The organism is Halobaculum marinum (assembly GCF_029338555.1).
Classification (GTDB): domain Archaea; phylum Halobacteriota; class Halobacteria; order Halobacteriales; family Haloferacaceae; genus Halobaculum; species Halobaculum marinum.
On sequence record NZ_CP119991.1, the window covers coordinates 232,281 to 257,808 of the forward strand.

Below are 25,528 nucleotides of genomic sequence, written 5' to 3' on the forward strand. Positions count from 1 at the left end.
GACTCACCTGCTCGACTGAGATGTCGAAGAATCCCAGTGGGCGACTCGCGCACAGTATCTAACGGACGGAGCTAACAAACTTGTTAGCCAAAGGGGCATCACCAGAGCCAACACAGGAGTGTCGCCGGCCGACGACGAGGTGGGGCGTTACTGGTCGACCGAACTGTCGTACATCGCGTCGAACTGCCGTTCGCCGCGGATCAGTTGGTCGACGCCCTGGGTGAGCGTCACCTCGCCGAAGACGGTCGCGCGGTAGTACGTGTGGAGGCCGTCTTCGTCGCGCTCGGTCCGCTGTCGCTTCTCGATCAGGCCGACGTCGACGAGGGTGTTGAGGTGGTAGTGGAGGGTGCTGTCGTCGACGTCCAACGCCTGCTCCAGTTCCTTCGGACTCATCGGTCCCGAGTGAACGAGTCGGTAGAGGACCTCGTAGCGGGTCCGGTGGCCGATCGCGGCGTGCATGTCGAGGTACTCGTCGAGCGTGAGGACGCTCTCCTCGGGCAGGAGGTCCTCTGGATCCTCCGGAAACGCCCCGTCGACGGCTCCCGTCTCGTTCGTGGCCATCTGGGGTATCAATACGTACCCGTCCCGTTTAGTCGTTCTCAAGCCGAGAGCTCTCAAAAACTGGGTTTTTATATACTCCACGAGACGGCGGATCATGGCGGGGGATATCACGCGAGACCTGATCGTCGACTGGTTGGGAGACGTTCGCTACGATCGGTTCCTGTTCTACGTGATAGAGTTGCGAGCGCATACCCCCGTCTTTAGGCGCGGAAGGAGGTCAAGGGGCCGTACAAGTCGTTCAACCTCAACTACGTGCTCAGCGACGAGCAGCGGAACGAGATCGACGTCGACGACCTGCCGGGGCCGTTGCGGCGGCTGTTCCAGAACAAAGACGAGATCGACGGGGCACAGGCCCTCTTGCGCCGCGTGCAAGGGTCACTCCGGGTGAATCCCGGGGTAAACGCCTTTCTCGCACTCGACGTGGACGTCGACACCGACGAGGTGGATGCGGCGACACAGAGCATCGAGTTCACGCGGTGTAGCAACGCGACTGCGTTCGTCCTCCCGTTCCTCGGTCACAACTTCGGGGTCGGCGAGGAGGCCGGGAGCATCCTCGAAGCGCTGTCGGAGACGCACGGCGACCGCCTCGTCTTCGTTCACGAGGACGACGTGACGAGCGCGATGATCCGCTCCGCACGTGTTCGGTGGGATCTGCGAGTCGAGACGTACGAGACGGAGGCCGAACTGATCAAGCGACTCCGGTTCTTCGCCGGCGAGATCATGCAACAGGAGCGTCGCGGTGACCTCGCCCGACTGGACTGATCGCAGACAACGACGGGGGCAGCCGATCGACGGTGACTCACTACGAGTACTCAAGACGGAGTGATTGCGCTCCTCAACAAGTGTACCCACTTCTGCTGTGTGCCGGATTCAAGACGACTGGGCAGAGCGCCAGGTTCGGAGGGGAGAACCTCGTGTACTGTCCGTGTCACCAGTCCGTCTACGACCAGTTCAGCATCGAACGGCAGACGTTCATGGCGTTCCCACGGCCAGAAGAATGATCCGAGATTGCTGGCTCCGGAACTGGAGCGGGGCGGCGCCGTGACCGAGACGCAGCGACCGGTTCAAAACGGCGGCGAGTAGTCCTCGTACTCGTCCATGCCCTCCATCTCTTCGGTCTTATTCGGCATGACCGCCGCCCGCGGCCCGCCCGCACGACGGACTGTCACGGAGGAAACCTCGTCGAGTTCCTCGGGGAGTCGGCGCTCAATCGCCTTGATCGTCATCGGGGCGATCCCACATCCGGAGCACGCGCCGCCGATGGCGACAGTGACCTCACCGGTTTCCTCGTTCACATCTTCGATCTCGAAGTGCCCGCCGTGTTGCTGTATCTGCGGGACGTTGTTGCTCAGGTAGTTCGCCGTGCGTCGTTCGAGGCCTTGCGCGCTCATACACATCCTCCATTGAGCGATGAGAGCTTAAGTTTGTTCAGTTTGGAAGACCTAAAACGCCCATTGAAGGTTTTAGCGCGCCAAAATCCGCACATTCGCCATAAATTTCGGGGTTTCGGGTTCGATCTGGCTCCAGTAGGGCCCCACGCTGGTGACGGTCGGCGAACCGCCGAGTTCACCGACAACTCTTTACCGTTTTAGGCAGACCGAAAACTGTGCGCGTCCGACGGCGCTCGGAGCCCTCGTGGGAGTCAGCCCGCCCAGGAAGTCACAGCCGACAGATGGGGTGGACGAAGTCGTGAGCAGCGCAGAGCAGTATCTCTTGGCGTTGTACATCTGTGAGTACCAGGACGATCCGCCGATCCAGACGGGAACGATAGCTGGTCGGTTAGACCGAACCCCCGCTTCGGCGACAGAGATGATGAAAGACCTCGCGACAGACGGGCTCGTGGAGTACGAACCCTACGCTGGCGCCACACTGACAGCTGAGGGTCGCGAACGTGCCGCGGAGTTGCACGAGACCTACGTCGCACTCTCGTGGTTCTTCCGTGGGGTGCTCGATCTCGACGACTACGAACGACAGGCGCTGGAGATCGCCGGGACGCTCAACATTGCAGTCGCCGAGCGACTCGCAGATTCACTCTTGGCCGCTGGAGACAACGGGACAGAGCGTTAGCTACGTAGGTCGAATCACACGACACCAAACCCCTACTGGTCACAGACGAAGGCACACGCACGGGGGATCTTCGACCGCTGTTCACCAGTTCAACGAGAGGAACGACTCACGACATCCGCACGCGACACCACCTCGGTCGAGGACGCCGTCTCTCCACAGTCGAGACGAGCGTGATGCAGGTCACATCGGTGTTCCACCCTCGCCCGCGGCGCTGTCGGCGAGAACTGCGGCGATATCACGAGGCTTTGTGCCGGGTTCAAACGCCAGGAGACGCTGGTGCTGTTGCGACACGTCGACGACGACACCGACACGTTCCTCGACCTGCTGACGACGCTCGAAGTCGCCAGCGACGCGCTCGCCGCACTCGGGGAGAACATAGACACCAGTCGCAGCCCGCTCCCGCTCGTGGCGGGCGTCGGCGACGCAGCCGTCCACAGCACCAAGGAGTGCTACCGGTTCGGAGTTGACGACGCATGCCCCCGCGCCGGCAGTCAGGTCGCTGTGAAACCGTTCCCACGTCGATGCTCGGTCGCGAGAGCAACACCGAAGTACGACACTGGCAAACGCCAGGCTGTGACAGTCGACGACCACCGGACGACGCCCCGGAGGCACCACGATGGCTGAGAAGGGCCCGATCGACGTTGGGACGTTCACGCCGGTGTGGACCGCCGGATGGCAGTGGCCCTGGGCGGTGGTCTTGGCGCTGCTGTTGGGCGGCAACTTCGTCCTCGCGGGCGACCGGATCTACCTCGGAGCCGCAATCTTGATCGGCGGGCCGGCGCTCGCGTTCGCGGGAGTCCGGGCGGTGAAACGCGGCGCCGCCGCCGCGCTCGCGGACGCGGAGGAGGATATCAAACGCGCGGCGGTCGCGGCGCTCGACAGTGGTACGGACCGGGCCCAGACGTACACGATGACCGCCGCCGGCGATTCCGTGATCGGAATCGACGCGGCCAAACAGTACCAGGTCACGGTCGTGACCGTCGGTGAGTCGGCGTTGACGATCCGTCCAGATGCGACGGCGAATCTGCTCAACACGAGTTGGAGGCTCGGGAGTGACACCGAAACGATCCCGTACGATCAGATCGCCGAGATCGACTACGCAGACGGCGCAGTACGTGTTCGGTTGGGCGAGGGCGAGACCCGCTCGTATCCGGCGGACGACCGACCAGTCGATCTCTTGGCTGCGATCGAGCAACAACGACAGTCGTCGGTCGCGTAGCGACAACCGTTCTACGGCAGGTACACCGGTATCTCGACGTGGGGGATCGTGATACCGACGAGTTCGAGCCCATGTGCGATCGGCATCCAGCCCATCACGAGGAATGCGGCGCCGAGAGCGCGGTGCAGGTGCTCGCGGTGGCGCGTCCCGACCGACCCGATGACGGTGCCGTAGAGAAACAGCGTCGGGAACGTCCCCAGGCCGAGCAGCGCGAGCGAAACGGCGCCTTTCGCCGGAGACCCTTGCACGAACGCGTAGAGGAAGGCGGGGTAGAGGATCGGACAGGGCAACAGCCCGTGTACGAGGCCGAGCCCGACGATCCCCGGACCGTTGGACAGTCGGTCGACGTGGGCGGTGAGCCGGCCATAGATCGCGCTGAACCAGCCGCCACCGCCACCGAACAGTCCGTGGCCGCCGGTCTCCCCAAGAACGTACCTGGCGCCGACGATGAGGATCGTGATGCCGACGACGACCCCCGATACCGCGCGGACGGTGTCGCCGATAGCCACGACCGTCGACGCTGCCCCGTAGACGACCGACCCGAGTGCTCCGAATACCGCGCCGATGACGGCGTAGCTTACCGTTCGCCCGGCGTTGAAGAGGCCGTGCTGGCGGACCTCATACAGTGAGAGCACGTTCTCCCGCCCACCATCCATCCGGTCGGCATACATCGTCACCAGCGGTCCGCACATCCCAAGACAATGCGCGCCGCCGAGCACACCCACGACGAGGAAGACGACGGTTTCGACGTCACCCGTCGGAAGCGGGCCCACATGGGCCGGCAGCGTTGCCAGTGTCATCGGCTCCCCCGGTCGTGCACGCCGATCCCCGACGGGCGAGTATGGTTCACGTCTGTCGATACAGGTATGGAGGAGTTGGTGATTCTGGTACGGCTCTCGAACGGCCCGCTGAGCTAGCTAGTGGTCGATGCTCGCAGGTGAACGAGCGACCCACGGCGGAGGTGAGCCCCTCACCCGGCGAGACGTGCTCACGCCCCTTCGTCTCGGTGCGTCGAGCGGAACCAGGTAGACAATCTCGCCGGGGAGTTCGTCTTCAGGAGCGATGTGGCTTCACCGACAGCAGCGACCCCCGTAATACCACTTCGGCTTACTATCCTAAGCAAATGTGGATGCCAATATTCACCTGATCACGTCTAGAGACCTCCAGAGACCCGATATCAGGAGGCACAGCAATAAACCCAGAATAGTATATTGCATTTTGCTATACCAAATTGCAGATCGGCCGTGCTCTCCTAGTTTGTTGGTCGTGGGACGGAGTCGGGTTGCGACTACAGCTGGCGTTGCTTCGAGGGTCGAAGAAACAGTTGTTCAGCGTTGAAGCAGTTCGGGAGCCGCTCTTAGATTGGGGACTCGGCACCAACTTGCCATTCCCACCGGTTGCCTCAAAATAATCGATGTACGCTTCAAGAAAGCCAGCACCAATCATTATCGGTACCGTCTCGGGGCCCTCACTTGTCCTCAGATTTTTCTCTCAACGAACTTCACGTGAGGATCGTCGCTGAACAATAGCTGATCGGTCACGTCAATTCGTTCAACCTCATTCGATCGGGAACCAACTGCCACCAGAAATGCGAGCAATACCTTCATCCAGAGTCGCCATCGCTCTAGGTCGTAGCTCGCTCAATATTCATCACAATGAATAGATTGACTAATTGAAAATATGTCTGTCACCATCAGCAGCATCAAATCAGATTGAGTTCGGGATATCCATCTCTTTAGCCACATCGCTAAGTAACCGTGATCCGATACGGATCACCCGTCTCCCAATAGGTCAACTTCACCAGTCGAATCACCCCCACCCATGTCCGCATCTTCGGAACGTGTTGGATGCTCTCGTCGCTGCTCGTTCGCGGCTCGCCACCTCTCTGTTGCTGGGATGCTGTCCGCGCCGTGCTGAGTGTGTCGCTGTCGGACATGAATCAGGGCAGGCGTATTCATCGCGTCTCCAGATACCACTGCTTGCCCCGGAGTGAGTCCCGGTAGTTCACGAAGCACATCTTCACCAGCGGCCTCAACACTACTCTCGATCGCCTTCTGATCCGTCGGGTTCTGTATCTTCATCGTGACCTGTGTCCCACACTGTGAGAGGACGTCTTGGTCGATCTTCGACGGGCGCTGGCTGATGATGCCGAGTCCAAATCCGAACTTCCGACCCTCAGAGGTGATCGTCCGCATGATACCCAACGAGGGGGCGGCACCGGTCGCTGGCGCGAATCTGTGGCCCTCCTCGAACAGCGAGAACAGCGGGAAGTCGATGATGTCGCCGTTGAAGTCCGGGTCATCACCACGTCCACGAACGGCGGCCAGTCGTGCCTGATACAATCGACGGAGGAGCACCGTCGCAATCATCTGTTGGTCGCGGCGACTCAGCGTGTCCATCTGGAGGACAGTACATCGGCCTGGGGCAACCAAGTCATCGAGCGGGACATTGACGTCCGTCGTGAACAGCTCGTTCCGCTGGATAGAGCGTCGAAGACGCCACTCCAGTGCTCCGACACTCGCATCATCGGGACCGTACTGATTCCGCATCTCATCCAGCAGTTCGTCGACGCCCCATGTCCGAGATTCTCGCTGCTGCATCGCTCGCCACCCTCCAGCGAGTCGTTCCTGCATCCGGTCGCTGGGGTTGTCGAGGATGGCCATAACGTCTCCAACACTCAGTTCCGAAATCCGGATGCGGAGGTTTTCGGGGTTGAAGTACTCAACCTCAGGTCGGTACCCATCTTCGCCAGCGAACCTCCCACCTCCTCGCATCTCCGATAAACTCCCGTACTCCCCGTGTGGATCGAACACCAGCAGTGACGCTCGAACGTCTGGCTTCATCATCTCCTCCATCAGGACACCGGCAGTGTACGACTTCCCAGAGCCAGTGGATGCGAGGATTGCCAGGTGTGTCGCAGCGAATTCGTCGATGGGGACGTGGACGTCTACCGCACCCGCCTCGCGATTGAGTAACCACCCCATGTGAGCGAGTCCGTCTCGCGTGGCGACGTCGACCGAACCCATGTCTACCTCGCCACTCTCGTTACGAGCGTCTTCAGCACCGATCCCGAGGTTCGGGAGGACAGTTTCCAACATCGCATCCGGGGCGGTGCGAAGTTTCGTTCCCGACCGTGGGAGTTGGCGCGGATTGGAGAACGTCTGCATGTCAGTGTCGTAGAAACCGATGACTATCGCCTCAAGGCGATAGAGATCGATATCCTCCGTTGGGACTCCAAGCGTTCCAGCGACTGCCTCTGGCGCAACATGCGGATCTGCCATGAACGTCTCTGGCAGCCCTCTTGCCTGCTCCCGATTGGTCACGCGAGCGATGACATCCCGAGGTGTCCCTTCGACAGTCACCGAGTATGTGATGAACTCGCCGGTCTTCACCGCCTGCTCATCCGGGGTGACGATGAAGAACTCGTTCGGGCCATCCCCCGGGCCAGCTACGGTACCGATAAGGCCTCCATCGCTCCCGGACGACGTGGACGAGGTGTGTGGTGTACTCATCGCATCACCCCCCGGTCGACAGACGACTGCCATCGGATGTCCTTCTCGATGACGTTCAGGACTCGCTGGTGTTCCTCTGCGGGGAACGACTCACGGAGGCGTTCCACCAGTGCCAGTGTCACCTCTGCACCGAGTGGACCGGCGACATCCAGCAGGCGTTCGATGTACGCGAGTTGAAGCCGACCGTCTTCGGTGTTATGAAATTCGCGGGTTACGCCGTCCGGACATTGTTCGACGATATCCTCGACGGCGAGTGTCCACCGCGGCATCTGGTGGCTGGGGTTCTCAATGGTCGCATCTTTGGTAACCTCCGCGACTCCCAACAACGCGACTCCCGCGAACTTCGTCCGTTCCTCGACGTATCCCGGTGTGAACTGCGGTTGGTCACCCTGTGCAAGTCGCGGTCCGGACCGACCCTGGTCGGGATCAACCAGTTGGGTGTCGTAGATGACGCCCATCACGATGTACTCGTCTCCTTGAATCGTCTTCTCGATGAAAACTGGTTGGCCGAACCCACATTCGTCAGGGGAAGGGGCACGCTCGCGGTCGGTCTCGTTGTAGATTTCGACCGTGTAATCCATGTGGCTGTTCGAACTCACGATACTACCGATCGCGAGACAGTCGTCGGTTCGGTCTCGCTGTGTGTCGGACTGGTCCGTCAGTGGTGCGTCGCTCATTGGTCGTGGTTAGTCGTGGAGATAACGGCTCCATTACCGTGATCGGGGTGCGGTTCTGTTGGCTCTCTGTGTGGCGCATGGGTCATCGTCGTCGGAGTTCCTTGCTCAGTGCCTTCGCGTCCCACTCCAGCGGGATGTCGTTCGTCTCGGCCCACTTCTGTAGTAGGCGAAGGAACTGCTGTCGGTCACGTTGATCGAGTACAGCGTCGGTGTCCGCCTGCTGGAGTACTTCTGGATACCCCCGTCCGACGCCTGATTCGGCACGGACGACGTCCAGCGTGTATTCGTACAGGTCCGCGTATCCGGACGGCCCGTCCGTCTCCAGCATCCATCCGGGGAACTCCAGCCGGTCGAGCCCCTCGCCCGGTGGGACTTTGAGATACGAGAAGTGAATCTCGTGGCCGAAATCGTACTGCACCCCGCAGTACGATACGGTGAGGGCATCGACACTCCCATCACGTCGACAGAGGAACGGCACTGTCGAGTCTCCCCAAGGGCTCATCATCCCAGCCAGCACACGGGCATCGGGGATGGTACGATCTGCACCCAGTTCATCCTGAAGCAGGAGCCGGGTCATCTTCGACAGTTCGACGGCGTTTGTGCCTGCGACGTACCCGACGACTGGTATCCGGTGATGCTGGCTCGCGGCGAGGAGTCGACTGATGGCCGAGAGGTATCGATCTCGGACTGCCGGTCGTTTCGGGTTTGCGAATGACGCCACGAGCGGGCCGTCGTAAAGGACGACTGGACGACGTTTTAGTTCCCCACGCTCGTACTCCCCTGCCAGGTCTTCAATCCGTTCGACAAGGAGGGATGCTTCGTGGTCGTACCGTTCGAGGCCGACAAGCGAACTGTCGACGAATCGGTACTCGTCGCCGCCGTTGTCGCCTCCGGAACGGGTCACGTCCATCGGGCCGAGGAGTCGCCCCTCTCTCCCGCGTTCGAGTTTTCCCTCGGGGGAGTGGTGGTTGAGACACCACGCAGCCTGCACGTACGCGAGTGGAACATTGAACTGGGTCGTCGGGGGGATCTCAGATCCGTCGACTGCCAGCATCGGGACGTCCATCAGGAGGTCCCGTGCCCAGTCGTTGACCGCCTCGTGGCTGTCCCAGGCGTCCGATACCTCGTGGTGAATCACAAGTGAGTCTGCACTGTCGAATCTGTCTGTCGGGAGGGCCCCCGGGTACGACGAAGACGACAGATCGAAGCGGAGCTCACTCGCGTCACCCATCTCCGGAAGTCGGCGAAAGGCGTCTTGATAGCGTTCGACGAGGTCGTCATCATCCTCCAAATACGATCGGATGACGTCGACGTTGTCGTCAAGCGCCGCCGCGACTTCGGCTTTGTCGAACACCATCAGTCGCTCATCACCTCCGAGGTCTGGTCGGGTTTCTCGATGGTGATGCTGTAGTCGGTCATCGAGTCGAACGTGGAGTCGTGGCTGATGACGGTTAACTGATCGAACGCGTCCAACCTGTTGAGTTGTCCGACGAGGTTCGCCTTTTTGTCCTCGTCGAGGTTCGCCGTCGGTTCATCGAGGAACGCAATACCGAGCCCGGAGATCTGTTCCAGAATGGCCAGTCGGACTGCGAGAGCCGCAGCCATCTTCTCGCCGCCGGAGAGCGTGGAGAAGGACTTCCGAACGTCAGCGTCGACGACGACGATGTCGTAGTCCGACGTCCACTCCAGTTGCTCGGCCTTCCGGCCCCGAATCGACCGGAAGATGGTGTCAGCGCGCGTTCCGATGCGGTCTGTAATCACGTTTCGCATCTTCGGTCCGGCTGCACGGACGTTGTCGCGTACCCACGTCGCGAACTGCTGGTCCGCCGCGAGTTCGCGCAGCGTGTCGACTTTCTCTTCCCGCTCAGCTAGTTTCTCCTCTAACTCCTCGACTTCGGCTGCGACTCCCTCTAGTTCGTCTTCCTTCGCGCCCATCATGCCATTGAGGGTGTTAATTCGTCCCCTGAGTTCCTCTATCTCCTCGGAGAGGGACTCGAACTCGTCCTCGTCGAACGATTCCTTTACGTTCTCAAGGTCCTCGTTCAACTGCTCGTGTTCGTCACGAAGGTCCGCGGACTCTTGTTCAATCTCCGCTACCGTCTCCTCTCGTGCTTCCAGTTTGTCGGCTGTCTGCCGGTTTCGTTCGAACTGCTGGTAATCGTCTTCGTTCTCCCTCAGCGTCGCTTTCACGCCCTCGAGTTCGTCTTCGACATCGCCGAACGCAGCTATTTCTTCGTCCAGCTGCGCCATTTCGGCATCGACCGATCCGATCGACTCTTCGACGTCCACGAGGTCGTCCGGGGCATCGGCGTACTCTTCTGCTTGGACTTTCGCCGTTTGGAAGGCATCTTTCGCTTCCTCTAGCGAGTCTCGCTCGTCCTTGAGGTCGGGTATCTTTTCAATCCCTTCGGAGAGTGAGGCGATCTTATCACGAGTCTCATCGCGCTCTTCGGCCAGGTCACCGAGGACCTCTCGGAGTTTTTCTGCCCGGTTCCTGTGCATATCCAACTGTGCGACCCGTTTTTCGACCCGTTCGGCCTCCTCGAGTTTGTCTTGAACTTCGGAAAGTTCCTCTTCGAGGTCTTGGCGTTCGGATTGAACCCCCTCGAGGCGCTCCTCCCGCTCTTCGATGGTTTCCGTCCGATGCTCACCTTCCAGCGGTTTCCCGCAGGTCGGACACGGGGCATCTGCATCAGCGTCTCGGAGACGGTCGAGCCGTTCGCGGAGATCGGACGCTTCTGATTTCAGTGACGCCAGTTCGCCCTTCACGTCACTAATGCGGTCCCGAATATCGCCGGCATCCGCTACCTCGGCTGCCTCGCGCTCGATTTCCTCTATCGTTTGGACTGTTCGGCGGAGCTCAGCGAGGTCTTCGCGGGCATCAGCATCGATTGAGTCGATCTCGCCACGAAGTCGTTCTACGGTCTCGCGGTCGGCCTCGAGATCGGAGATCCGATCGTCAAGTTCTTCGTATCGCTCTTTGTCCTCCCGGTGCTCCTCGATTTTCTCCTTGGCCTGTTCGTACTTCTCTACTTGCTCCTGGAGGGTCTCTTTTCGCGTCTGGAGACGACCACGTTCACCGTCCAACTCCTGCTGCACCTCGCGTAACTCGTTCAGCTCTGCGACTTCCTCTTCGAGGTCGTCCTGCCGTTCTTTTGCTTCGGTGTACTCTTCGTATCCTTCACGAGCGGCCTCACACTTGTCGACCGCTTGCCGTGCAGCCTCAAGTTCTTTCTTCGCGTCTCCAAGCGAGTCCTCTTTCGCCTCGATGGCCTGCTCCTTCTGCTGGATCTCTGTTTCGAGCTCTTCGATGCGCTTGCGGATCTCGTCCAGCTCTCCGTATCGGTCCTCGACCTCGGAAAGTTCAGAACGTGCCGATTCGATCTCACCGGCAATCCGTTCGACTTCCTCCTCGAGTTTCTTCTTGTCCTCACGTTCCTTGGGGAGACTCTGTACTTCGCCTGTGAGTTCGCGAATATCTTCTCGCACACGCTGACGCTCCGCTCCGATCTCGTCTGGAACTCCTTTCAGAACGTTCCAAGAGTCCTCGTAGGCATCGATGCCGAGGAGTTCGTCGAACGTCTTCTGTCGGTTTCGGGCGGTCTGTGCGAAATCGGAGAGGAATCGTGTCTGCGGGACACCAACGCACGACTCCCAGAGTTTGCTCAGTTCGTCTCCGTCCTCGAGGTCGAACTTCGAACAGAGCCACTGCACGAGTGATTTTTTCGAGTCGATGTCCTGGTCGACCCACTCGTAGTTTTGACTGTCGTATCTTGCGACACCGTATTTCGAATACCCCGCAGACCGGGTCACGCGGTACTGCTGCCCGTCTTCGCGCTCGTCCAACTCAAGGGTGACTTCGACGGTGCCGGACGAGGCGCCCTCACGGACGAACTCGCTGTTGTTGAACGGAAGCGAGTCGAAGAGGGCGAACCCAATCGCCTCTTGTATCGTCGATTTACCGGAGCCGTTCTCCCCGAGGATTGCCGTGACGCCCTCCTGTAGCGGCACCTCTGTTCTGTCCTCGTACGACTTGATGTTCTCCAGGGTAACACCGAGTATCTTCATTCTGCATCACCTCCAGAGGCAGCAGCACTCTGTTGTTCAGCCGTACTTTCATCGGTATGTTCACCTTCGGTGAAGGGATCCTCGGCCACGTCCAGTGAGACATCCATTGTAGCGCCGGGGAATAGCTCCCGGCGACTACCAGAGACGACGTCGACGATGTCGTCTGTGCTCTCCCCGCTCTGTGCCATCCGATGGGCATCGCCGAGGAGTGTCGCCACCTCGTCGGCGTGATCACTATACTCGGACTCGGTGGCGATCGTCACAAACACTCGTTGCTCCAGTGCTGCGGTCTGTAATCGCCCGTCGACGAACACCTCGTCGTCGGCGAGTTCCGCCAGCAGTTCTTGAATTTCAGCAGTAGTGACCCGGCTGGTGTTCGTTTGTACGTATAGAGCGTGGTAAACAGTCTCTGCTCGGTCAGCGAGCTCGTCCACTCGGAAGCTTCCTCGGTCGAACTGGAGCGTTCCCTCGAACCGGAGATCGATCATCGGCTCGCGACGGTCACTCCCCCACAGGAACTCCTCGCGGTCTGTGTACCTCTGAAGAGCTCCCTGCTCGTCCTCCAAGTGGTCGCGGAACGCGGTTTCGAGCTCACCAGCCGATTCGTAAGGAGTCACGTCGAACTCGATGGTGTAGAACGGACGGCGTCGCGAATGGTTATGTTCGACATCGTGTGCGAGTCTCCCTGGGCCATCGTAATCGTCGTCGACCTGGGTCAGATTCACGCTGTAGTAGCCGTGGTCCCAGTCGTCTCGGGCCTCTGACGTGGAGTGTGCCTCTGGCGAACCGGGGTTGTAGATCCATCCACTCGCGTCGTATCGTTTATGTATGTGGCCCAGCGCGAGGTAGTCGACCACTTCACGCACATCCCGGAGTTCTGCGTGTGTCACGTTTCCACCGAGTGCTGGTACCTCGTCTTCGATCCCGAAGTGTGACAGAAGAACCGTGTAGTCGGGGTGGCCGTGCTCTTCTGCCGTCTCTCCGATGCCCTTTGCGACCTTCTCCAGCGCGGTGTCTGTTCGTGCACCCCGCCACTGCAATCCAAACACGCGGACCGTGCCGGAATCCGTCTCGATGTCGTAGAACCCGGCGTCCTCACCGGGTTCGTTTGGGTCGTGCGGTTCGAAAGTGGCTGCTTCCGGGCCGCTCTCTAAGTCAGCTTCGAGGAGAACGATATGCCCGCGGCGGTGGAGGTAGTTCAGCCACGTAACGTCGCGTGGCGTCAAGTTCTCGTCGTGGTTCCCGCGTGAGACGAGGACAGGGACGTCGTCAGGGACGACACTGAGACCCTTTTCTGCCGCTTCCAGCACCTTTGGACGGAGGTCCCGCGAGTGGAACAGATCCCCCGGCAGAAGGATGGCGTCCGGGTCGTCCCGCATGATGAGTTGTAACGTTGTCTTGAAGGTGCTCGTCATGTCGTCTTCGCGCTGATTCAGTCCGTACTGACGGTGGCCGAGATGGATGTCGGCAAGGTGTCCGAGATTCATTGGATGAGTTCCATGATGGGTGGCGTTTTGTCGTTCTGTCCGAAGTGAATCCGCAGCAAGGCGGGGAATGCCGAATCAGGCCGAGATCCTGTGTGTGTAAGTGAACAGTTCTCCCGGTGGCAGACACTTAAAATCGTGTAAGCCAGGGTGAAAGTGAGCGTGGCGTATCGATGGTTGACCGGGATCACGGTCGCCTCCACAAGCGGGCAAGAAACCCGTGAGTTTCAGGTTCAATTCCCGTCCACTCGTAGAACCGTTCGGGTTGTTCAAACTGGATACGGGTACGCTGAATCTCGGTGCGGATAGTCGACGGAACTACCTTGTCGTACTTGTGGACCGCATAGCCGTCCAGGTTCTCCGAGAAGTCTGCCAGCAGAATTCCGTTCTCTTCCCGTATGTTAAACAGCCCAGTCCGGTAGGCTCGGACCCACTTTCGTCGACCATGGTCGTGGATCCTTTCGGCGGGTGCTTCCGCGGGGAAATAGTCTGGACGGTCACGACCTGCGTAATCGTAGAGGTCGCAGAAGACCTCACGGGCGACTGCCAGTTTATCTTCCTGGTCAGGGAGTCGAATCTCCTTCTGGAACAGCAGGTGGGCGAACCACGAGAACAACAGATTGCGCTTCTTGATGAGCCGAGCTGTCTCCTCCCTTTCGTGCCCTTCGACATTGAACACCACGTCGAACTCGAGCATCTTCATCCGGGTTCGGTACTCGGACTTCGGGTTGCCGTCGTTCGACGTGAAAATGAACGTGGGGAACGCGACCGAACCGTCCCACGCCCCCGTCCAGTAGGTTTTCACGATATCTCGCTCGACCCGGTCCTTGTCCACGTCGTCCACCAAGAACGGAAAGACAGTGTTCGACGCCCGGCAGCGATCGATGGCGTCTTTTGTGAACTGCTGTCCCTCGACCGGTGCAGCAACAACCCCGTTCGAAATGATGTTGGCTGCGAAACGGAGGAACATCCCCTTTCCGGAGTCGTTCTGGCCGTGCACGTAGAGGAAGGGCAAATCCTTGTCAAGCTCTGCCCCATCGCGGTTCGCATACTCCTGTGCAAAGTAGTTCGCGAAGGGCGCCCAGAAGACGTAGATGATGGCCTCGTAGAAGTGGGCCATCGTCTCCTGTGGCCGCTTCGCGTCACCGAAGCGTTCGACGGTCTCGATGTACTCTTCGATGTGTGCAAGAGCCTCGTCAACCTCGGCGGGGTCGTCCGGCAGTGGTGCCGTCATCTCCAGTGTAGTATTGTCTAACTGCATGCGTACGATCTGCTTGTCCCGGTTGACCCACATAGTCGGAAAGTCGTCGTTGAACGCACGCAGGTAGCGGTCAAACCCGGCCGCGGACCCGCGTAGTTCGGTTGGCTTGACCGAGACGTTATGCCGTGAGAGCGTCGGCTCGGCACTCTTGATAGGTTCTTCGAGGCCCTGTGGGGACAGTCGCATCTGCTGATTCGACTGCACGTCGGTGTCCTCTACAGCACCACTGCCATCGGTTGGGAGCTTCACCACCTCGTCAGCCTCCTCCGAATCAGTGACTACGTTGACTCGCCGAACGCGGCTCTCCTCCTCGTCGAACAGTTCGACGATACGCCGATGGAGGTCGCCAGTGGGGTTGTCGGAGGGGACCGTCCCATCTACCCAAAGGTCGAAAATTCGCTCACGCTCCTCTGGATCGTCTGTCTCGGCGAGTTGCTCGGTCAAATCACCCATGAATAGCTCACACTGCTCGCGGTGTGCTTCGTAGAAGCGCTGAGCGTACCCGTCGATAATCGAGTCGCCCTCGGTCCTGAAGGCGACGACCAAGTTCGTCTGGTTACCCGACCACGCTTCTTTGGACAGGTTGGGCGACCCGAAGACGACTAGACGAGACCCATCCGAATTCTCGGCGATGTACAGCTTGCTGTGCAGTGTGACACGCTTGTCGAGCGTGAACAGTTGCAACTGATCCTGTTCAAGTAAGTGATTCAGGTGCTTGGCGAGATCAAGGTCACCTTGGAGTTGCTTCCGGTACTTCGACTGTCGATGGTCTCCGATAACGACCTCCAGCTGTTCCAACTCCAAGTCGGCGCTGGCGAACAGTTTGTGAAGTACTTGTGGCGACTGAGAGTACGTGACCGCCCGCAGTGATTTTGTCTCTCCAAAGTAGCCAACGAACGTCCGCCATGACCGCACCATGGCTAGCTCGAGTTCGACCGAAACCTCGCCATCTCCAGTCCATGAAGGGACTGATATCGGTGTTTTGTATTCCATATCGATATGTTACCTCCGATTGCTTACGGTGGTGTGCGTTTGCCGCACTGAACGCGGACGAGAGGCGCCGGACAGGGTACCCGGCGTATGAACGCCCTTCGTTGAGTGCGACGACATTTTGACCCGATTGGTTGGGACATTAACAATTATAGCGTCGGTATTGACAGTGACAACTATGCCGCCACAGTTAGAATTAGTGTCATAACTAGGGTCTATTATATGTCCGAACACTCACCACGCGAAATGGACGTGGTCGAACGGGTCCACATTGTTCCCCTCGGATACGAGTAGGACCGAATCCTCCTCCCGGAGTTGGTCGTTCGCCGCGCTGACGTCGAACGCGCTCGGTTGGCCGGCGTGGCTGTATCGGTACTCGTAGCCATCGAACGCCGCCGTGAGGAGGCCCTCGCGGACCCGTTCGTAGAACTCGAGGCGTCGCTCGGAATCGAGCTGGCCGCAGTACCAGTGGGACCAGTCGAGGACCGAGGGAAACAGCGCGGCCATCTCGTGGTTCCCGAGGTGGTACCGAATCCGACCGGGCGGCGCCTCCGAGGCCAACCGGTCGATCAGTCGAACGACGCCGGCACTGTCGGGGCCGCGGTCGATGGCGTCGCCGTTGACGACGAGCACGTAGTCGTTGCCGGCCCAGTGGAGCAGTCCGTCGGCCTCTGTGGTAACGACCGGGTCGAACACCGACGACTCGCCGACGGCGCGCAACGCGCTGCGGGCGTCGTTTAGGTAGCCGTGGATGTCGCTGATCGAGACGATAGCGGGGGTCGTGTCGCCCGGGAGATCCGCGACGGAGTCCGGTGCGGAGCGAGTCCGGTCGGCGTCCATCACACCAACACCTCGACGGTCAGGGTCGAGTAGCGCCGGAGGAGGGTCTCGACCTCGTCGTCGGTGAACCCGGTCTCGCCGATGGGCGCCGCGCTGTCGACGGTGTCGTTGGGTACGACGCCGACCCGGGTCGCGTCCATGTGGAACCCGACTGACGAGACCGGCAAAAGGCCTTCGAGGGTCGTGGCGCGCGGGCGCGACCGGGGACAGTCGGCGGACGCCGTGTTCACACCGTCTCCCGGCGGAGTTCGTGGACAGCGAACCTCGTGCGTGACGGAGCGAAGGCCGACGACGACACCGAACACTGACGGCTCTAGCCGAAGGGTTCTTTTTACCACATTATCTGTCGAACGTATGGCTTCACCCACGAGGCGAGCTCTGCTCGCGGGCGCCGCGAGTGGTGCGCTCGTCGGGAACGCAGGCTGTCTCGGCGGGAGTGGGCTCTCGTGTGGCGAGACGGGCGCAGTCCTCGTGCGTCGGTCGCGTGTGGTCCGGGTCACCGTCCCGTTCGACGAACCCGACGCCACTGCCGCCGTCGCGGCTGCTATCGAGTCGCAGGGCTACACCGTCACCGTCGGCGTCGACCACGCGTACGGGTCGCCCGACACGCGGACGATCCGGGTGCTCGGCGACCTGCCGAGAGCCGAGGTCGAGCGCATCGCGGCCGCCGAGGGACTCACCGTCGAGTCGGTCGGGGCCTCGACCACCGGCGACGGGCCGTTCGCCGACGTCGACGGATCGTTCCTCTCGCCGTGGGCCACGCCCCTCCTCGTCGCTCGGGCGGACGCGTACCGCTCGGCGGCCACCGAACTCGGGGTGTCTGTCCCAGACGTCCGCGTCACGAAGACCGAGATCGGCGTCGAAGCGCCGCCCGATGGGTCGGTCGACCGCGCAGTCGACGCGATTCGCACCGCCTTCGGTCCGAGCGGGCGCGTGTCCGTGCACGTCGAGTTCCCGGATCGCGACCCGTCGACGCCGCCGCGGTACCACTTCGAGAGCGGGATCGGCGACGACGACGTCCTCGACGCGGTGGCGTATTACCGACGAGGGGACACGGCAGAGATCGTCGTATCCGCTCGCGGCAACAAGTTCATCCGGTCGCTGTTCGGGCCGACGTACCACACGCGGCTCCCCGAGTCCATCGACGACGCGACGGTCGTGATCCGGGCAGACGGTGACGTCATCCAGCGACGCCCGCCGACCGACCTCGAACGGGCCTACTTCGAGTGGTATTCCGAGCACGCCACGCAGCCACCGGACCTCCCGTACGTCCACTTAGAGATCGGCGGGCTCTCACCGAGTGACGCGGCGCGGATCGGCGCGGGGATCGCGGTGCCGACGGGGTCGGTCAACGTGTTTCGCCGGCGCTGTTGAGCGGATCAGCCCCACTCGAACGTCCGGCGCTCCGCTGAGGACTGCCCAGTGAGGAGTTCCAACGTCGCGACGAACGTGACGACGCCGTCGGTCGCGGTCTGTGCCGCCGGACTGTCCGGTACCGTCACCGCGTACGGGTCGACGGCGCGCCCGGCGGCGTCGGTGAGGTCCTCGTAGAGCGTCCCGTGTGCCGCCGACAGTTGGATGAACGGCGTCGGCGGGGCCCCCTGAGCGACCAGCGACGATGCGTCCCCCTCGACCGAGGGGACCGTGACCGGCCCGGGGAGGTCCGACTCGCGGTAGGCGATGTGCACCTCGATCCGTTCGTGCTCGGCGAGAGCGAACGTGACCGAACAGCCCGGGAACGTCGACCACGTACTCGTCTCGACCCCCGGGGCACCGTACCGGACCGCGCGGTCGAGTTCCCGGATCATCGCGCGCTTCTCGTCGACCGACAGGGGCGACCCCTCTCGCACCCTGACCGGCGAGTCGTCGTCGTCGGACGGCGCCATACTGGCGGGTCGAGATGGTGGCGTAAAATCGTTGCTCCGAGCGCCTAGCGGTCGAACGACAGCGGCTCACGCAACGCCCACACGTCCGCCTCCGGGTCGAGGCGGTGTGGTTCGGCGCCGCGCTCGGTCACGATCCCGGCGTGGAACAGCATCGCCTTCAGCTGGAACACCGTCGGGGAGTGGTAGACGCGCCCGTCGGCCAGTTCCGCCGGTCGGAGGTCGCCGTCGCCGTCGAGCGTGCGGGCGCGGACGCCCTCGGTTCCACGGAGGAACAGCTCGACCGTGAACGTGGGGTGATTTGTGTGGAGCCACTCGACCAACTGGACGAGCGTCGGCTCCGGGTAGCCGTCGTCGGCCATGGTCTGGAGTTCCTCGACGATCACCTGTGTCGCTGGGTATGCCCAGACGACCCGCCGGGTGAGCAGCCCCCATTCGGGGGCGAGATCACAGAATCGAGCGCGAGACCGCTTCCAGTCGTCGAACGCCCCGAGCGCGTCGTCGACGGTTCCGTACCGGGTGAGCGCGAAGCGAACCACTTCCTCGCCCAACGGCGTGAGCCGGAGCCGGTCAGGGCGTTCCTCGACCAGTCCGAGGAACGTCGCGCCCTGACGGGCAGCCGTCGTCGCGGCGACGACCCGCTCGGCGAGCACGGCACCTGTCTCGCCGGAGTGGTACAGCGCCAACGGCACTGCGAGGTAGTTCTTCGGGTGGTTCAGGCCGAAGGAGGCGTCCGCGACGCCCTGCGAGGTCGCCTGGAAGCGGATCGCCGCCGCGTCGTCGGACGTTCGATTCCCGACCACACGAGGAACTTCCAGCGCCGTCGTCTCACCGCCGGCGTCGACGGCTAACACGCCGACATTGAGTTCGCGCGCGAGCGTCCGTGCAGTCGCCGAGATGGTCCCCGTCGGTGCGGCGACGTAGGCGGCGTTCGCTTCTCCCAATCGGTCGTAGGCTTGGACCACGCCGCGCTCGACGTCGACCGCCCGCCCGCCCGTGTGGCCCTTCGCCTCGACGGCGATGAGTGGCGGTTGGTCGCCGAAGCGGTCGACGGCCAGGAGGTCCGCCTCCAGGTCGCGAACGCCGACGAGGTCCGGGTACCCGGAGCCGAGCCGGACGTGGTTGAACGGCGCGAGGCGTTCACGGACCGCCGGTGGGATGGGTCGCCCCGGCAGCCACTCGTCCATCGCGAACTGCGTGTCACAGACCGCGTACGCTTCGGACTCGGTCGCCGGAAACAGGCGATCCTTGGCGTGGGCGAGCACCTGCGGTTCCGGGAGCGACGCCGCTGTTGCCATGGTTGGCACACCACAGGCGGGTGCAAGAACCTTCTGTCGCGACCTGGCGTCCACACCGGCCGACCGTCTGGGTCAGTTCGACTCGGTTTTCGGGTCCGCGCGCCGGAACGCCGTGAGCGTGTCGACGTCGTCGCCGCCACGCGAAAGCACGGTGACGATGTCGTCCGCCTCGACGACCGTGTCGCCGTGGGGCGTCAACTCGCGGTCGTCGCGCTCGATGCCGATGACGAGCGTCTCTGGGTCGAGCACCCCATCTCGGACGGCGGACTCCAGTGTGCGACCGGCGATTGGTGCATCGGGCTGGACGCTCACCTCGACGACGCTGGCGTCGCCGGTGAGGCTGATGAACGCGTTCGGCTCCGGCACGCGGTCGTCGTCCTGCGGGTCGAACGGCGCGAACGGCGCGAACAGTTCCTCCTCCAGGAGGTCTTCGTCCTCGATGTGGATGCCGAGGTCGGTGAGTCGCCGGGCGATCTGCCGGAGGTCGGCGGTCGTTCCACCGACGGCGAGGACGTGGAGGTTGCGCCGGCCGGTCATCAGCGTGCGCACGTTGATCACTCCCGGGACGGCGCGCGCCTCGTGGGCGAGCGCCTCGCGCTCGGTGATCGGGACGTCACAGAGGTAGAGGTTGGTGAGTTTCCCGTCTGCCGCCTCGAAGTCTACCTGAGCGGTGTACCCGCGGACGATCCCCGCGTTCTCGAGTTTCCGGATACGGTTGCGGATCGTCGCCCCCGAGACGCCGGCGCGCTCGGCGAGTGCGCTGGCGGACGTGTTGCGCGCGTCGTCCATCAGCGCGTGCAGTATCTGCCGATCGATCTCGTCGAGCCGGTAGTCCGTGTTCGGGTACGTCATTTGGCGGGGAAGGTCGATGTCGCGAGTCGGTACGCGACACCGCGGTTTAGTAGTTCCTCACGGGCGCCTTCCGGTCCGTCGGCTGGGCACCCCGGCAGTCGAGCGCGCGGCGCGGAGGACTGCCAGCCACGACGACATTCGGATATGAAAATCTATGACAGTATAAACTGCGATTCTGAAAATTAAATGCGCGAATTTATGTCGACTCGCGTCGTTAGCCGGGTATGGACCACGAGACAGTCGACCGAGATCGGACTGGATCACCACTGCGACCCGCGACGCGCCGACAACTGACAGCCGTCGCCGGCGCCGCCGAGCGCGTGACCGCGGCTGTCGACGCCTCCCTGCCCGCCCGACGTTCGGTCCGTTCCCCGGGGGGTGGCTGACGAGATGCCCGCGTTCAGCCACCTTGCGGTCCCCGTCGCGGACGCGAACGACGCCGTCGCGACCGCCACCGCGCTGGAGCCGTACCTCGAACACGTCGAGCGCGTCACCTTCGTCCACGTCGTCGAGAAGGGCGGGGGCGTCGTGGACAAGGCGCCGATGGCGAAGCGACGGACGGACGCGGAGGCGTTCCTCTCGGTCGCGGCTGCGCGCGTCGACGACGCGGTCGCCACCGACACCCGCATCGTCTTCGGGACGGACATCGCCGAGACGATTGTCGAAACTGCGCTCGACGCGGAGGCGACGGCAGTGGCGTTCCGTCCCCGCGGCGGTCGGCGGCTCCTCCGATTGCTGACCGGCGACACCGCCGAGCGGCTCGTCTCCGACCCCGCCCTCCCCATCGTCTCGCTGCCCTCCTCGGAGGGGAGCGTGACCGCGAGTGTCTCGGGCGACGAACAGCGCGAGGCAGACACGTGAGCGACGAGGAACTCGCGAAGGACCTGGGGCTCCTGTCGGCGCTCACCATCGGCATCGGGACGATGGTCGGCGCCGGCATCTTCGTGCTCCCAGGCGTCGCCGCCAGCACCGCCGGCCCCGTCGTGGTGGTGTCGTTCGTCGTCGGCGGCCTGATCGCGCTCGTGAACGCCCTCGCGGTGTCGGAGTTGGGGACAGCGATGCCGAAAGCCGGCGGTGGCTACTACTACGTCAACCGAGCACTCGGGCCGCTGTTCGGCTCGATCGCGGGGCTCGGCGACTGGATCGGCTTAGCCTTCGCCTCGGCGTTCTACAGCATCGGCTTCGGCCAGTACCTCGCGACGCTGGTACCCCTGCCGGAGGTGCTGTTCCTCTCGGAGGTGCAGGTGGGCGCGCTCGTCGCCGGCGCCGTGTTCGTCGGCGTCAACTACGTCGGCGCGAAGGAGACCGGCGGCGTCCAGACGGTGATCGTCACGCTCCTGCTGGGTATCCTCACCCTGTTCGCGGTGCAGGGGTGGCTCTCGTTCGACCTCGCGACGCTGCTGAGCGAGGGCGGCGCCGCGCCGTTCGGCTACGGCGCGATCCTCCCCGGGACGGCGCTCGTGTTCGTCTCGTTCCTCGGCTACGCGAAGATCGCGACCGTCGCCGAGGAGCTGAAGAACCCGGGTCGGAACCTGCCGCTCGCGATCGTCGGGAGCGTCGTGATCGTCACCGTCCTCTACGCGATCCTGGTGAGCATCATGCTCGGCGTCGTCCCCTGGACGGATCTGAGCCAATCCGCGCCGCTGACGCAGGCCACGCAGGTTGCGTTCCCCGGCGGGTACGCCGGTCTGGCTGTGACGGTGGTGACGCTCGGCGCGCTGTTGGCGACCGCCTCGAGCGCGAACGCGTCGATCCTCGCGTCCGCGCGGATCAACTTCGCGATGGGTCGCGACCGGATCGTCTCCGACTGGCTCAACGAGATCCACCCGTCGTACGCGACCCCCTACCGCTCGATCCTCGTCACCGGCGCGGTGATCGTCGTGTTCATCGCGGCGCTGGGGACCGACATCGAGGTGCTCGCGAAGGCGGCGAGCGTGCTCCACCTCGTGGTGTACGCGCTGATGAACGTCGCGCTCGTCGTCTTCCGCGAGACGGACCCGGAGTACGACCCCGCGTTCCGGGTGCCGCTGTACCCGCTCACCCCGGCACTGGGATTCGTGCTGTCGCTCGGGCTGCTCGCGTTCGTCGGCCAGACAGAGCTGTTGCTGTCGGGCGCGTTCGTCCTCGTCGCGGTCCTGTGGTACGCGCTGTACGCGCGCAAGGAGACGACTCACCAGGGGCTGTTGGGACAGTACGTCCTCGACCGCGGCGACGACCTCCCGCCGTCGGTCGTGAGCGCGGCCGCGACGGTCGCACCCGACGGCTCCGGTGGCGACGACACCCCGACCACGATGGTGGCGCTGTCGAACCCGCGCACGGAGCGCGCGCTGATGACGCTCGGCGCGGCCCTCGCCGGGCGCGACGGCGGGCGGGTCCTCGCGACCCACGTCATCCAGGTGCCCGACCAGACCTCGCTGGAGGCGGCCGCCGCACAGCGCGACCGCATCTCCCGGACGTCGGAGGGACTGCTCGAAGACGCGCGCGCCGACGCCGACCGCCTCGGCGTGCCGGTGGAGACGCGGACGGTGCTGTCCCACCAGGGACTCGCGGAGGTGTTCGATCTCGCACGCCAACACGACGTCGACCGCCTCGTGATGGGCCACGGCGGTACCAGACTCGCCGGGGGCCGCGTCGAGGGCCGACTCGACGAGTTGACCCACGACCTGCCGTGTGACGTGCTCGTCCTCGACGACGGGGCGTTCGACCCCAGCGAGGTGCTCGTCCCGACCGCCGGGGGGCACTCATCGGACCTCTCGGCGGAGGTGGCACGAGCACTCCAGGAAACGGTCGGCGCGAACGTCTCCGTGCTCCACGTCGCTGACGACGCCGAGGAGGGACACGCGTTCCTCGACAAGTGGGCCGCAGACCACGACCTGGCGGACGCCGAGTTGCTGGTCGAGACCGGCGACGTGGAGGCGGCTATCGGCGCCGCCGCGGCGTCGCGGTCGCTCGTGCTCGTCGGCGCAACCGAGCGCGGCCTCCTGTCGCGGATCGTCCGCGGGTCGCTGCAGCTGTCCGTGCTCGACGACCTCGACTCGAACGTGCTGTTGGCCGAGCGCCCGCGCAAGCGGACGCTCCGCGAGCGCCTGTTCGCGTGAACGTGAGCAAGGAACAGCGCGGTGGAAGGGGCGCGTCATGATCTCTCGGTGACCCGCTGACCGGGTCGCCGACAGGTCGTATCGGGGCCTACCGCAGGACGTCGAACACCGCGCGGACCGCTTCCTCGTCGACGTCGACGCCGCGACGCTCCAGCACCTCGACGGCGACGGCGATGTCCCAGTCCTCGAACGACTGCAACACCGACAGCTCCGCGTCGTGCAGTTCGCGTTTCGAGAGGTCGCCCTCGTCGAGGCCGTGCTTGGAGGCGACGGCGCGGATGCGACTTCGGTTGGCCGCGAGGGGGTCGAACGTCTCGTCGCGCACGTAGTACGACTGCTGGTTGGTCTCGTCGAACCCGAACGGCTCCGGGAACTCCTCGACGTCGTCAACGGCGTCCACGGTGTCGGCGGGCTCGGACTCGTCAGCCGACTCCGATGGTGCCTCAGGAACTGCCGGGCTCGCGGTCGTGGTCTCCGTGGACGATGCATCGGCATCGGACGGGTCCTCGTCCGAACCGCTCTGGAGTGCGTCCCCGAGTCCACCGAATCGGTCCGCCTCGTCAGGCATCGGCCACCTCCGCGCGCTTGCGCTCGGGTTCGGGGCTTGCCAGTTCGACGCGCTCGGCGAGGGCGTCGAACGCTGCGATCTGATCGCTTGAGGGCTGCCACTCCGCCAGGGGGAGACCGTGCCGGGTCGCATCGTTGATCGCCTTCCGGTAGCGGATGCCAGGCTTCGGGATATCTGGATATTCGGATGTGACGCTGCGTGCGTCGTCTGCGACGGCGTCGAAGAAGTCGGGGTCGACACGCGCGTACTCTGGGAGGTAGTGGTCGAACCCCTCGTAGGTAAGGTCCATCGCGGTCTGCCCGAACTCCTCATTCGTGTTGAGTTCGCGCGCGAGCATCTGTTCGCCGCTCTCCTGTGCGAGGCTCTCGCGCATCATGTTCGGCGTGATGGCGACGATGTCGAGCGGCACCTCCTTGCGGAGGGGGACGAGCGAGCGGCGGAGCAGGTTCTCGAGTCCCGAGACCGACCCGGCGCTCGGGATCAGCGGGACGATGACGCGCTGGACCGCCACGAGGGCGGCGTCGTGGAGCATCCCGCGGCCGCCCGGTGGGTCGATGAGTACGTAGTCCACGTCGCCGGCGACGAGCGGTTCGACGATCTCACTGCGGATCAGTTTGACGCCGAAGCTCTGGTCTTTCATCTTCCCCTCCACCGTCTCGAGGTCCTCGGTCGCCGGGAGCAGGTGCAGGCCGAACTCCGTCTCCACGAGCAGGTCGCTCGGGGCGGTGTCACCGAAGATGGCGTCGCCGATGTCCTCGCCGTCTGCGAGTTGGCGTTCGTACCCGAGCAGACTCGTGAGGTGACCGTCCTTGTCGAGGTCGACGATCGCGACCTCGTGCCCGCGCTCGGACAGTTGGTGGGCGACGTTCAGTGAGGTCGAGGTCTTCGTGACCCCGCCTTTGAACAGCGAGACGACCGCGCCAGGGTACCCCTCCAACCCGACGCTCATCGCGGACATCCCCCCGTCCGCACATCGACGTACGTGGATGTGAGCATATCCACCGGTCCGAGTGTGGCTACTTAGATATTACCCCATTCGGAGACTCAGATATCCGAATATGTAGATATCCTCTTGTAATGACGCTCTCGTGCGGCGATCGCTGGTGGCTATTCGAATATCCACATCGTTGCATATGTCGATATTTGCAGA

At 63.0% G+C, this 25,528-nt stretch carries 22 protein-coding genes and 2 pseudogenes; 8 read left to right on the forward strand and 16 right to left on the reverse strand.

The genetic code is table 11. The annotated features are described in order from the left end of the window. Window positions 1-147 precede the first annotated feature (147 nt). On the reverse strand, window positions 148-561 hold the full coding sequence (locus P0R32_RS17510) for an ArsR/SmtB family transcription factor (RefSeq protein WP_276239696.1): 414 nt from the start codon (window positions 559-561) through the stop codon (window positions 148-150). A 94-nt stretch (window positions 562-655) separates the two neighbouring features. Between P0R32_RS17510 and P0R32_RS17515 the strand changes: the two are divergent. Then, window positions 656-1,323, forward strand: a pseudogene (locus tag P0R32_RS17515) (DUF7509 family protein). Window positions 1,324-1,359: 36 nt separating this feature from the next. Next, window positions 1,360-1,562: pseudogene (locus P0R32_RS17520) on the forward strand (ubiquinol-cytochrome c reductase iron-sulfur subunit); the annotation flags it as partial. A 63-nt stretch (window positions 1,563-1,625) separates the two neighbouring features. Here P0R32_RS17520 and P0R32_RS17525 read toward each other — a convergent pair. Further along, a complete protein-coding gene (locus tag P0R32_RS17525) occupies window positions 1,626-1,952 on the reverse strand; it encodes a NifU family protein (RefSeq protein ID WP_276239697.1) in 327 nt (108 codons plus the stop codon). Between the two features lie 298 nt (window positions 1,953-2,250). On the opposite strand from P0R32_RS17525, the gene P0R32_RS17530 reads away from it, so the two are divergent. The 3 genes from P0R32_RS17530 (at window position 2,251) to P0R32_RS17540 (ending at window position 3,847) form a co-directional block, all read left to right on the forward strand. Beyond that, window positions 2,251-2,628 (forward strand): metal-dependent transcriptional regulator, encoded by a 378-nt coding sequence (locus P0R32_RS17530; RefSeq protein ID WP_276239698.1) that lies wholly within the window; start codon window positions 2,251-2,253, stop codon window positions 2,626-2,628. Between the two features lie 276 nt (window positions 2,629-2,904). Next, complete coding sequence (locus tag P0R32_RS17535; protein ID WP_276239699.1) at window positions 2,905-3,252, forward strand: hypothetical protein; 348 nt, start codon at window positions 2,905-2,907, stop codon at window positions 3,250-3,252. Beyond that, the gene (locus P0R32_RS17540; protein WP_276239700.1) at window positions 3,245-3,847 is read left to right on the forward strand and encodes a hypothetical protein; all 603 of its coding nucleotides are present in this window, start codon (window positions 3,245-3,247) and stop codon (window positions 3,845-3,847) included. The genes P0R32_RS17535 and P0R32_RS17540 overlap by 8 nt, the downstream gene beginning before the upstream one ends. A gap of 11 nt (window positions 3,848-3,858) precedes the next feature. Here the strand turns inward: P0R32_RS17540 and P0R32_RS17545 are convergent, their stop codons facing one another. From P0R32_RS17545 to P0R32_RS17585, 9 genes are all read right to left on the reverse strand, one after another. Then, window positions 3,859-4,647, reverse strand: a complete 789-nt coding sequence (locus P0R32_RS17545; protein WP_276239701.1) for a sulfite exporter TauE/SafE family protein — start codon at window positions 4,645-4,647, stop codon at window positions 3,859-3,861. Window positions 4,648-5,619: 972 nt separating this feature from the next. Next, the gene (locus P0R32_RS17550) at window positions 5,620-7,359 is read right to left on the reverse strand and encodes an ATP-binding protein (RefSeq protein ID WP_276239702.1); all 1,740 of its coding nucleotides are present in this window, start codon (window positions 7,357-7,359) and stop codon (window positions 5,620-5,622) included. Continuing rightward, window positions 7,356-8,036 carry a DUF8166 family protein gene (locus P0R32_RS17555; protein WP_390218470.1) on the reverse strand — a complete coding sequence of 227 codons (681 nt, stop codon included), beginning with the start codon at window positions 8,034-8,036 and terminating at the stop codon, window positions 7,356-7,358. The genes P0R32_RS17550 and P0R32_RS17555 overlap by 4 nt, the downstream gene beginning before the upstream one ends. 82 nt (window positions 8,037-8,118) lie before the next feature. Next, the gene (locus P0R32_RS17560; RefSeq protein WP_276239704.1) at window positions 8,119-9,393 is read right to left on the reverse strand and encodes a DNA double-strand break repair nuclease NurA; all 1,275 of its coding nucleotides are present in this window, start codon (window positions 9,391-9,393) and stop codon (window positions 8,119-8,121) included. Continuing rightward, window positions 9,393-12,104 (reverse strand): AAA family ATPase, encoded by a 2,712-nt coding sequence (locus tag P0R32_RS17565; protein WP_276239705.1) that lies wholly within the window; start codon window positions 12,102-12,104, stop codon window positions 9,393-9,395. The genes P0R32_RS17560 and P0R32_RS17565 overlap by 1 nt, the downstream gene beginning before the upstream one ends. Further along, window positions 12,101-13,591 carry a metallophosphoesterase family protein gene (locus tag P0R32_RS17570; protein WP_276239706.1) on the reverse strand — a complete coding sequence of 497 codons (1,491 nt, stop codon included), beginning with the start codon at window positions 13,589-13,591 and terminating at the stop codon, window positions 12,101-12,103. The genes P0R32_RS17565 and P0R32_RS17570 overlap by 4 nt, the downstream gene beginning before the upstream one ends. Window positions 13,592-13,775: 184 nt before the next feature. Then, the gene (locus tag P0R32_RS17575) at window positions 13,776-15,842 is read right to left on the reverse strand and encodes a phospholipase D family protein (protein WP_276239707.1); all 2,067 of its coding nucleotides are present in this window, start codon (window positions 15,840-15,842) and stop codon (window positions 13,776-13,778) included. A 231-nt stretch (window positions 15,843-16,073) separates the two neighbouring features. Beyond that, on the reverse strand, window positions 16,074-16,679 hold the full coding sequence (locus P0R32_RS17580) for a metallophosphoesterase (RefSeq protein ID WP_276239708.1): 606 nt from the start codon (window positions 16,677-16,679) through the stop codon (window positions 16,074-16,076). Continuing rightward, a complete protein-coding gene (locus P0R32_RS17585) occupies window positions 16,679-16,819 on the reverse strand; it encodes a hypothetical protein (RefSeq protein ID WP_276239709.1) in 141 nt (46 codons plus the stop codon). Before P0R32_RS17585 ends, P0R32_RS17580 begins: the two co-directional genes overlap by 1 nt. A 214-nt stretch (window positions 16,820-17,033) precedes the next feature. Here P0R32_RS17585 and P0R32_RS17590 point away from each other — a divergent pair, with 214 nt between their 5' ends. Then, a complete protein-coding gene (locus P0R32_RS17590) occupies window positions 17,034-18,053 on the forward strand; it encodes a hypothetical protein (protein WP_276239710.1) in 1,020 nt (339 codons plus the stop codon). A 5-nt stretch (window positions 18,054-18,058) separates the two neighbouring features. Here P0R32_RS17590 and P0R32_RS17595 read toward each other — a convergent pair whose 3' ends face one another. The 3 genes from P0R32_RS17595 to P0R32_RS17605 form a co-directional block, all read right to left on the reverse strand. Then, window positions 18,059-18,565 (reverse strand): hypothetical protein, encoded by a 507-nt coding sequence (locus tag P0R32_RS17595; RefSeq protein WP_276239711.1) that lies wholly within the window; start codon window positions 18,563-18,565, stop codon window positions 18,059-18,061. Window positions 18,566-18,609: 44 nt separating this feature from the next. After that, the gene (locus P0R32_RS17600; RefSeq protein ID WP_276239712.1) at window positions 18,610-19,860 is read right to left on the reverse strand and encodes a hypothetical protein; all 1,251 of its coding nucleotides are present in this window, start codon (window positions 19,858-19,860) and stop codon (window positions 18,610-18,612) included. 72 nt (window positions 19,861-19,932) lie between these two features. Then, on the reverse strand, window positions 19,933-20,712 hold the full coding sequence (locus tag P0R32_RS17605) for an Lrp/AsnC family transcriptional regulator (RefSeq protein ID WP_276239713.1): 780 nt from the start codon (window positions 20,710-20,712) through the stop codon (window positions 19,933-19,935). A 390-nt stretch (window positions 20,713-21,102) separates the two neighbouring features. On the opposite strand from P0R32_RS17605, the gene P0R32_RS17610 reads away from it, so the two are divergent. Together P0R32_RS17610 and P0R32_RS17615 are read left to right on the forward strand one after the other, a co-directional pair. Then, on the forward strand, window positions 21,103-21,573 hold the full coding sequence (locus tag P0R32_RS17610; protein ID WP_276239714.1) for a universal stress protein: 471 nt from the start codon (window positions 21,103-21,105) through the stop codon (window positions 21,571-21,573). Then, complete coding sequence (locus tag P0R32_RS17615; RefSeq protein WP_276239715.1) at window positions 21,570-23,810, forward strand: amino acid permease; 2,241 nt, start codon at window positions 21,570-21,572, stop codon at window positions 23,808-23,810. The genes P0R32_RS17610 and P0R32_RS17615 overlap by 4 nt, the downstream gene beginning before the upstream one ends. Window positions 23,811-23,898: 88 nt before the next feature. Here the strand turns inward: P0R32_RS17615 and P0R32_RS17620 are convergent, their stop codons facing one another. Further along, window positions 23,899-24,378: a hypothetical protein gene (locus P0R32_RS17620; RefSeq protein WP_276239716.1), complete on the reverse strand. Its 480-nt coding sequence runs from the start codon at window positions 24,376-24,378 to the stop codon at window positions 23,899-23,901. Next, window positions 24,371-25,336, reverse strand: a complete 966-nt coding sequence (locus P0R32_RS17625; RefSeq protein ID WP_276239717.1) for a ParA family protein — start codon at window positions 25,334-25,336, stop codon at window positions 24,371-24,373. The genes P0R32_RS17620 and P0R32_RS17625 overlap by 8 nt, the downstream gene beginning before the upstream one ends. Window positions 25,337-25,528: the final 192 nt, after the last annotated feature.

Excerpts from the sequence above, each read along its gene's own strand:
- P0R32_RS17510 (WP_276239696.1), bottom strand. The coding sequence starts at position 561 with ATGGCCACGAACGAGACGGGAGCCGTCGACGGGGCGTTTCCGGAGGAT.
- P0R32_RS17525 (WP_276239697.1), bottom strand. The coding sequence starts at position 1,952 with ATGAGCGCGCAAGGCCTCGAACGACGCACGGCGAACTACCTGAGCAAC.
- P0R32_RS17540 (WP_276239700.1), top strand. The coding sequence starts at position 3,245 with ATGGCTGAGAAGGGCCCGATCGACGTTGGGACGTTCACGCCGGTGTGG.
- P0R32_RS17545 (WP_276239701.1), bottom strand. The coding sequence starts at position 4,647 with ATGACACTGGCAACGCTGCCGGCCCATGTGGGCCCGCTTCCGACGGGT.
- P0R32_RS17550 (WP_276239702.1), bottom strand. The coding sequence starts at position 7,359 with ATGAGTACACCACACACCTCGTCCACGTCGTCCGGGAGCGATGGAGGC.
- P0R32_RS17555 (WP_390218470.1), bottom strand. The coding sequence starts at position 8,036 with ATGAGCGACGCACCACTGACGGACCAGTCCGACACACAGCGAGACCGA.
- P0R32_RS17560 (WP_276239704.1), bottom strand. The coding sequence starts at position 9,393 with ATGGTGTTCGACAAAGCCGAAGTCGCGGCGGCGCTTGACGACAACGTC.
- P0R32_RS17565 (WP_276239705.1), bottom strand. The coding sequence starts at position 12,104 with ATGAAGATACTCGGTGTTACCCTGGAGAACATCAAGTCGTACGAGGAC.
- P0R32_RS17570 (WP_276239706.1), bottom strand. The coding sequence starts at position 13,591 with ATGAATCTCGGACACCTTGCCGACATCCATCTCGGCCACCGTCAGTAC.
- P0R32_RS17575 (WP_276239707.1), bottom strand. The coding sequence starts at position 15,842 with ATGGAATACAAAACACCGATATCAGTCCCTTCATGGACTGGAGATGGC.
- P0R32_RS17580 (WP_276239708.1), bottom strand. The coding sequence starts at position 16,679 with ATGGACGCCGACCGGACTCGCTCCGCACCGGACTCCGTCGCGGATCTC.
- P0R32_RS17585 (WP_276239709.1), bottom strand. The coding sequence starts at position 16,819 with ATGGACGCGACCCGGGTCGGCGTCGTACCCAACGACACCGTCGACAGC.
- P0R32_RS17590 (WP_276239710.1), top strand. The coding sequence starts at position 17,034 with ATGGCTTCACCCACGAGGCGAGCTCTGCTCGCGGGCGCCGCGAGTGGT.
- P0R32_RS17595 (WP_276239711.1), bottom strand. The coding sequence starts at position 18,565 with ATGGCGCCGTCCGACGACGACGACTCGCCGGTCAGGGTGCGAGAGGGG.
- P0R32_RS17600 (WP_276239712.1), bottom strand. The coding sequence starts at position 19,860 with ATGGCAACAGCGGCGTCGCTCCCGGAACCGCAGGTGCTCGCCCACGCC.
- P0R32_RS17605 (WP_276239713.1), bottom strand. The coding sequence starts at position 20,712 with ATGACGTACCCGAACACGGACTACCGGCTCGACGAGATCGATCGGCAG.
- P0R32_RS17610 (WP_276239714.1), top strand. The coding sequence starts at position 21,103 with ATGCCCGCGTTCAGCCACCTTGCGGTCCCCGTCGCGGACGCGAACGAC.
- P0R32_RS17620 (WP_276239716.1), bottom strand. The coding sequence starts at position 24,378 with ATGCCTGACGAGGCGGACCGATTCGGTGGACTCGGGGACGCACTCCAG.
- P0R32_RS17625 (WP_276239717.1), bottom strand. The coding sequence starts at position 25,336 with ATGTCCGCGATGAGCGTCGGGTTGGAGGGGTACCCTGGCGCGGTCGTC.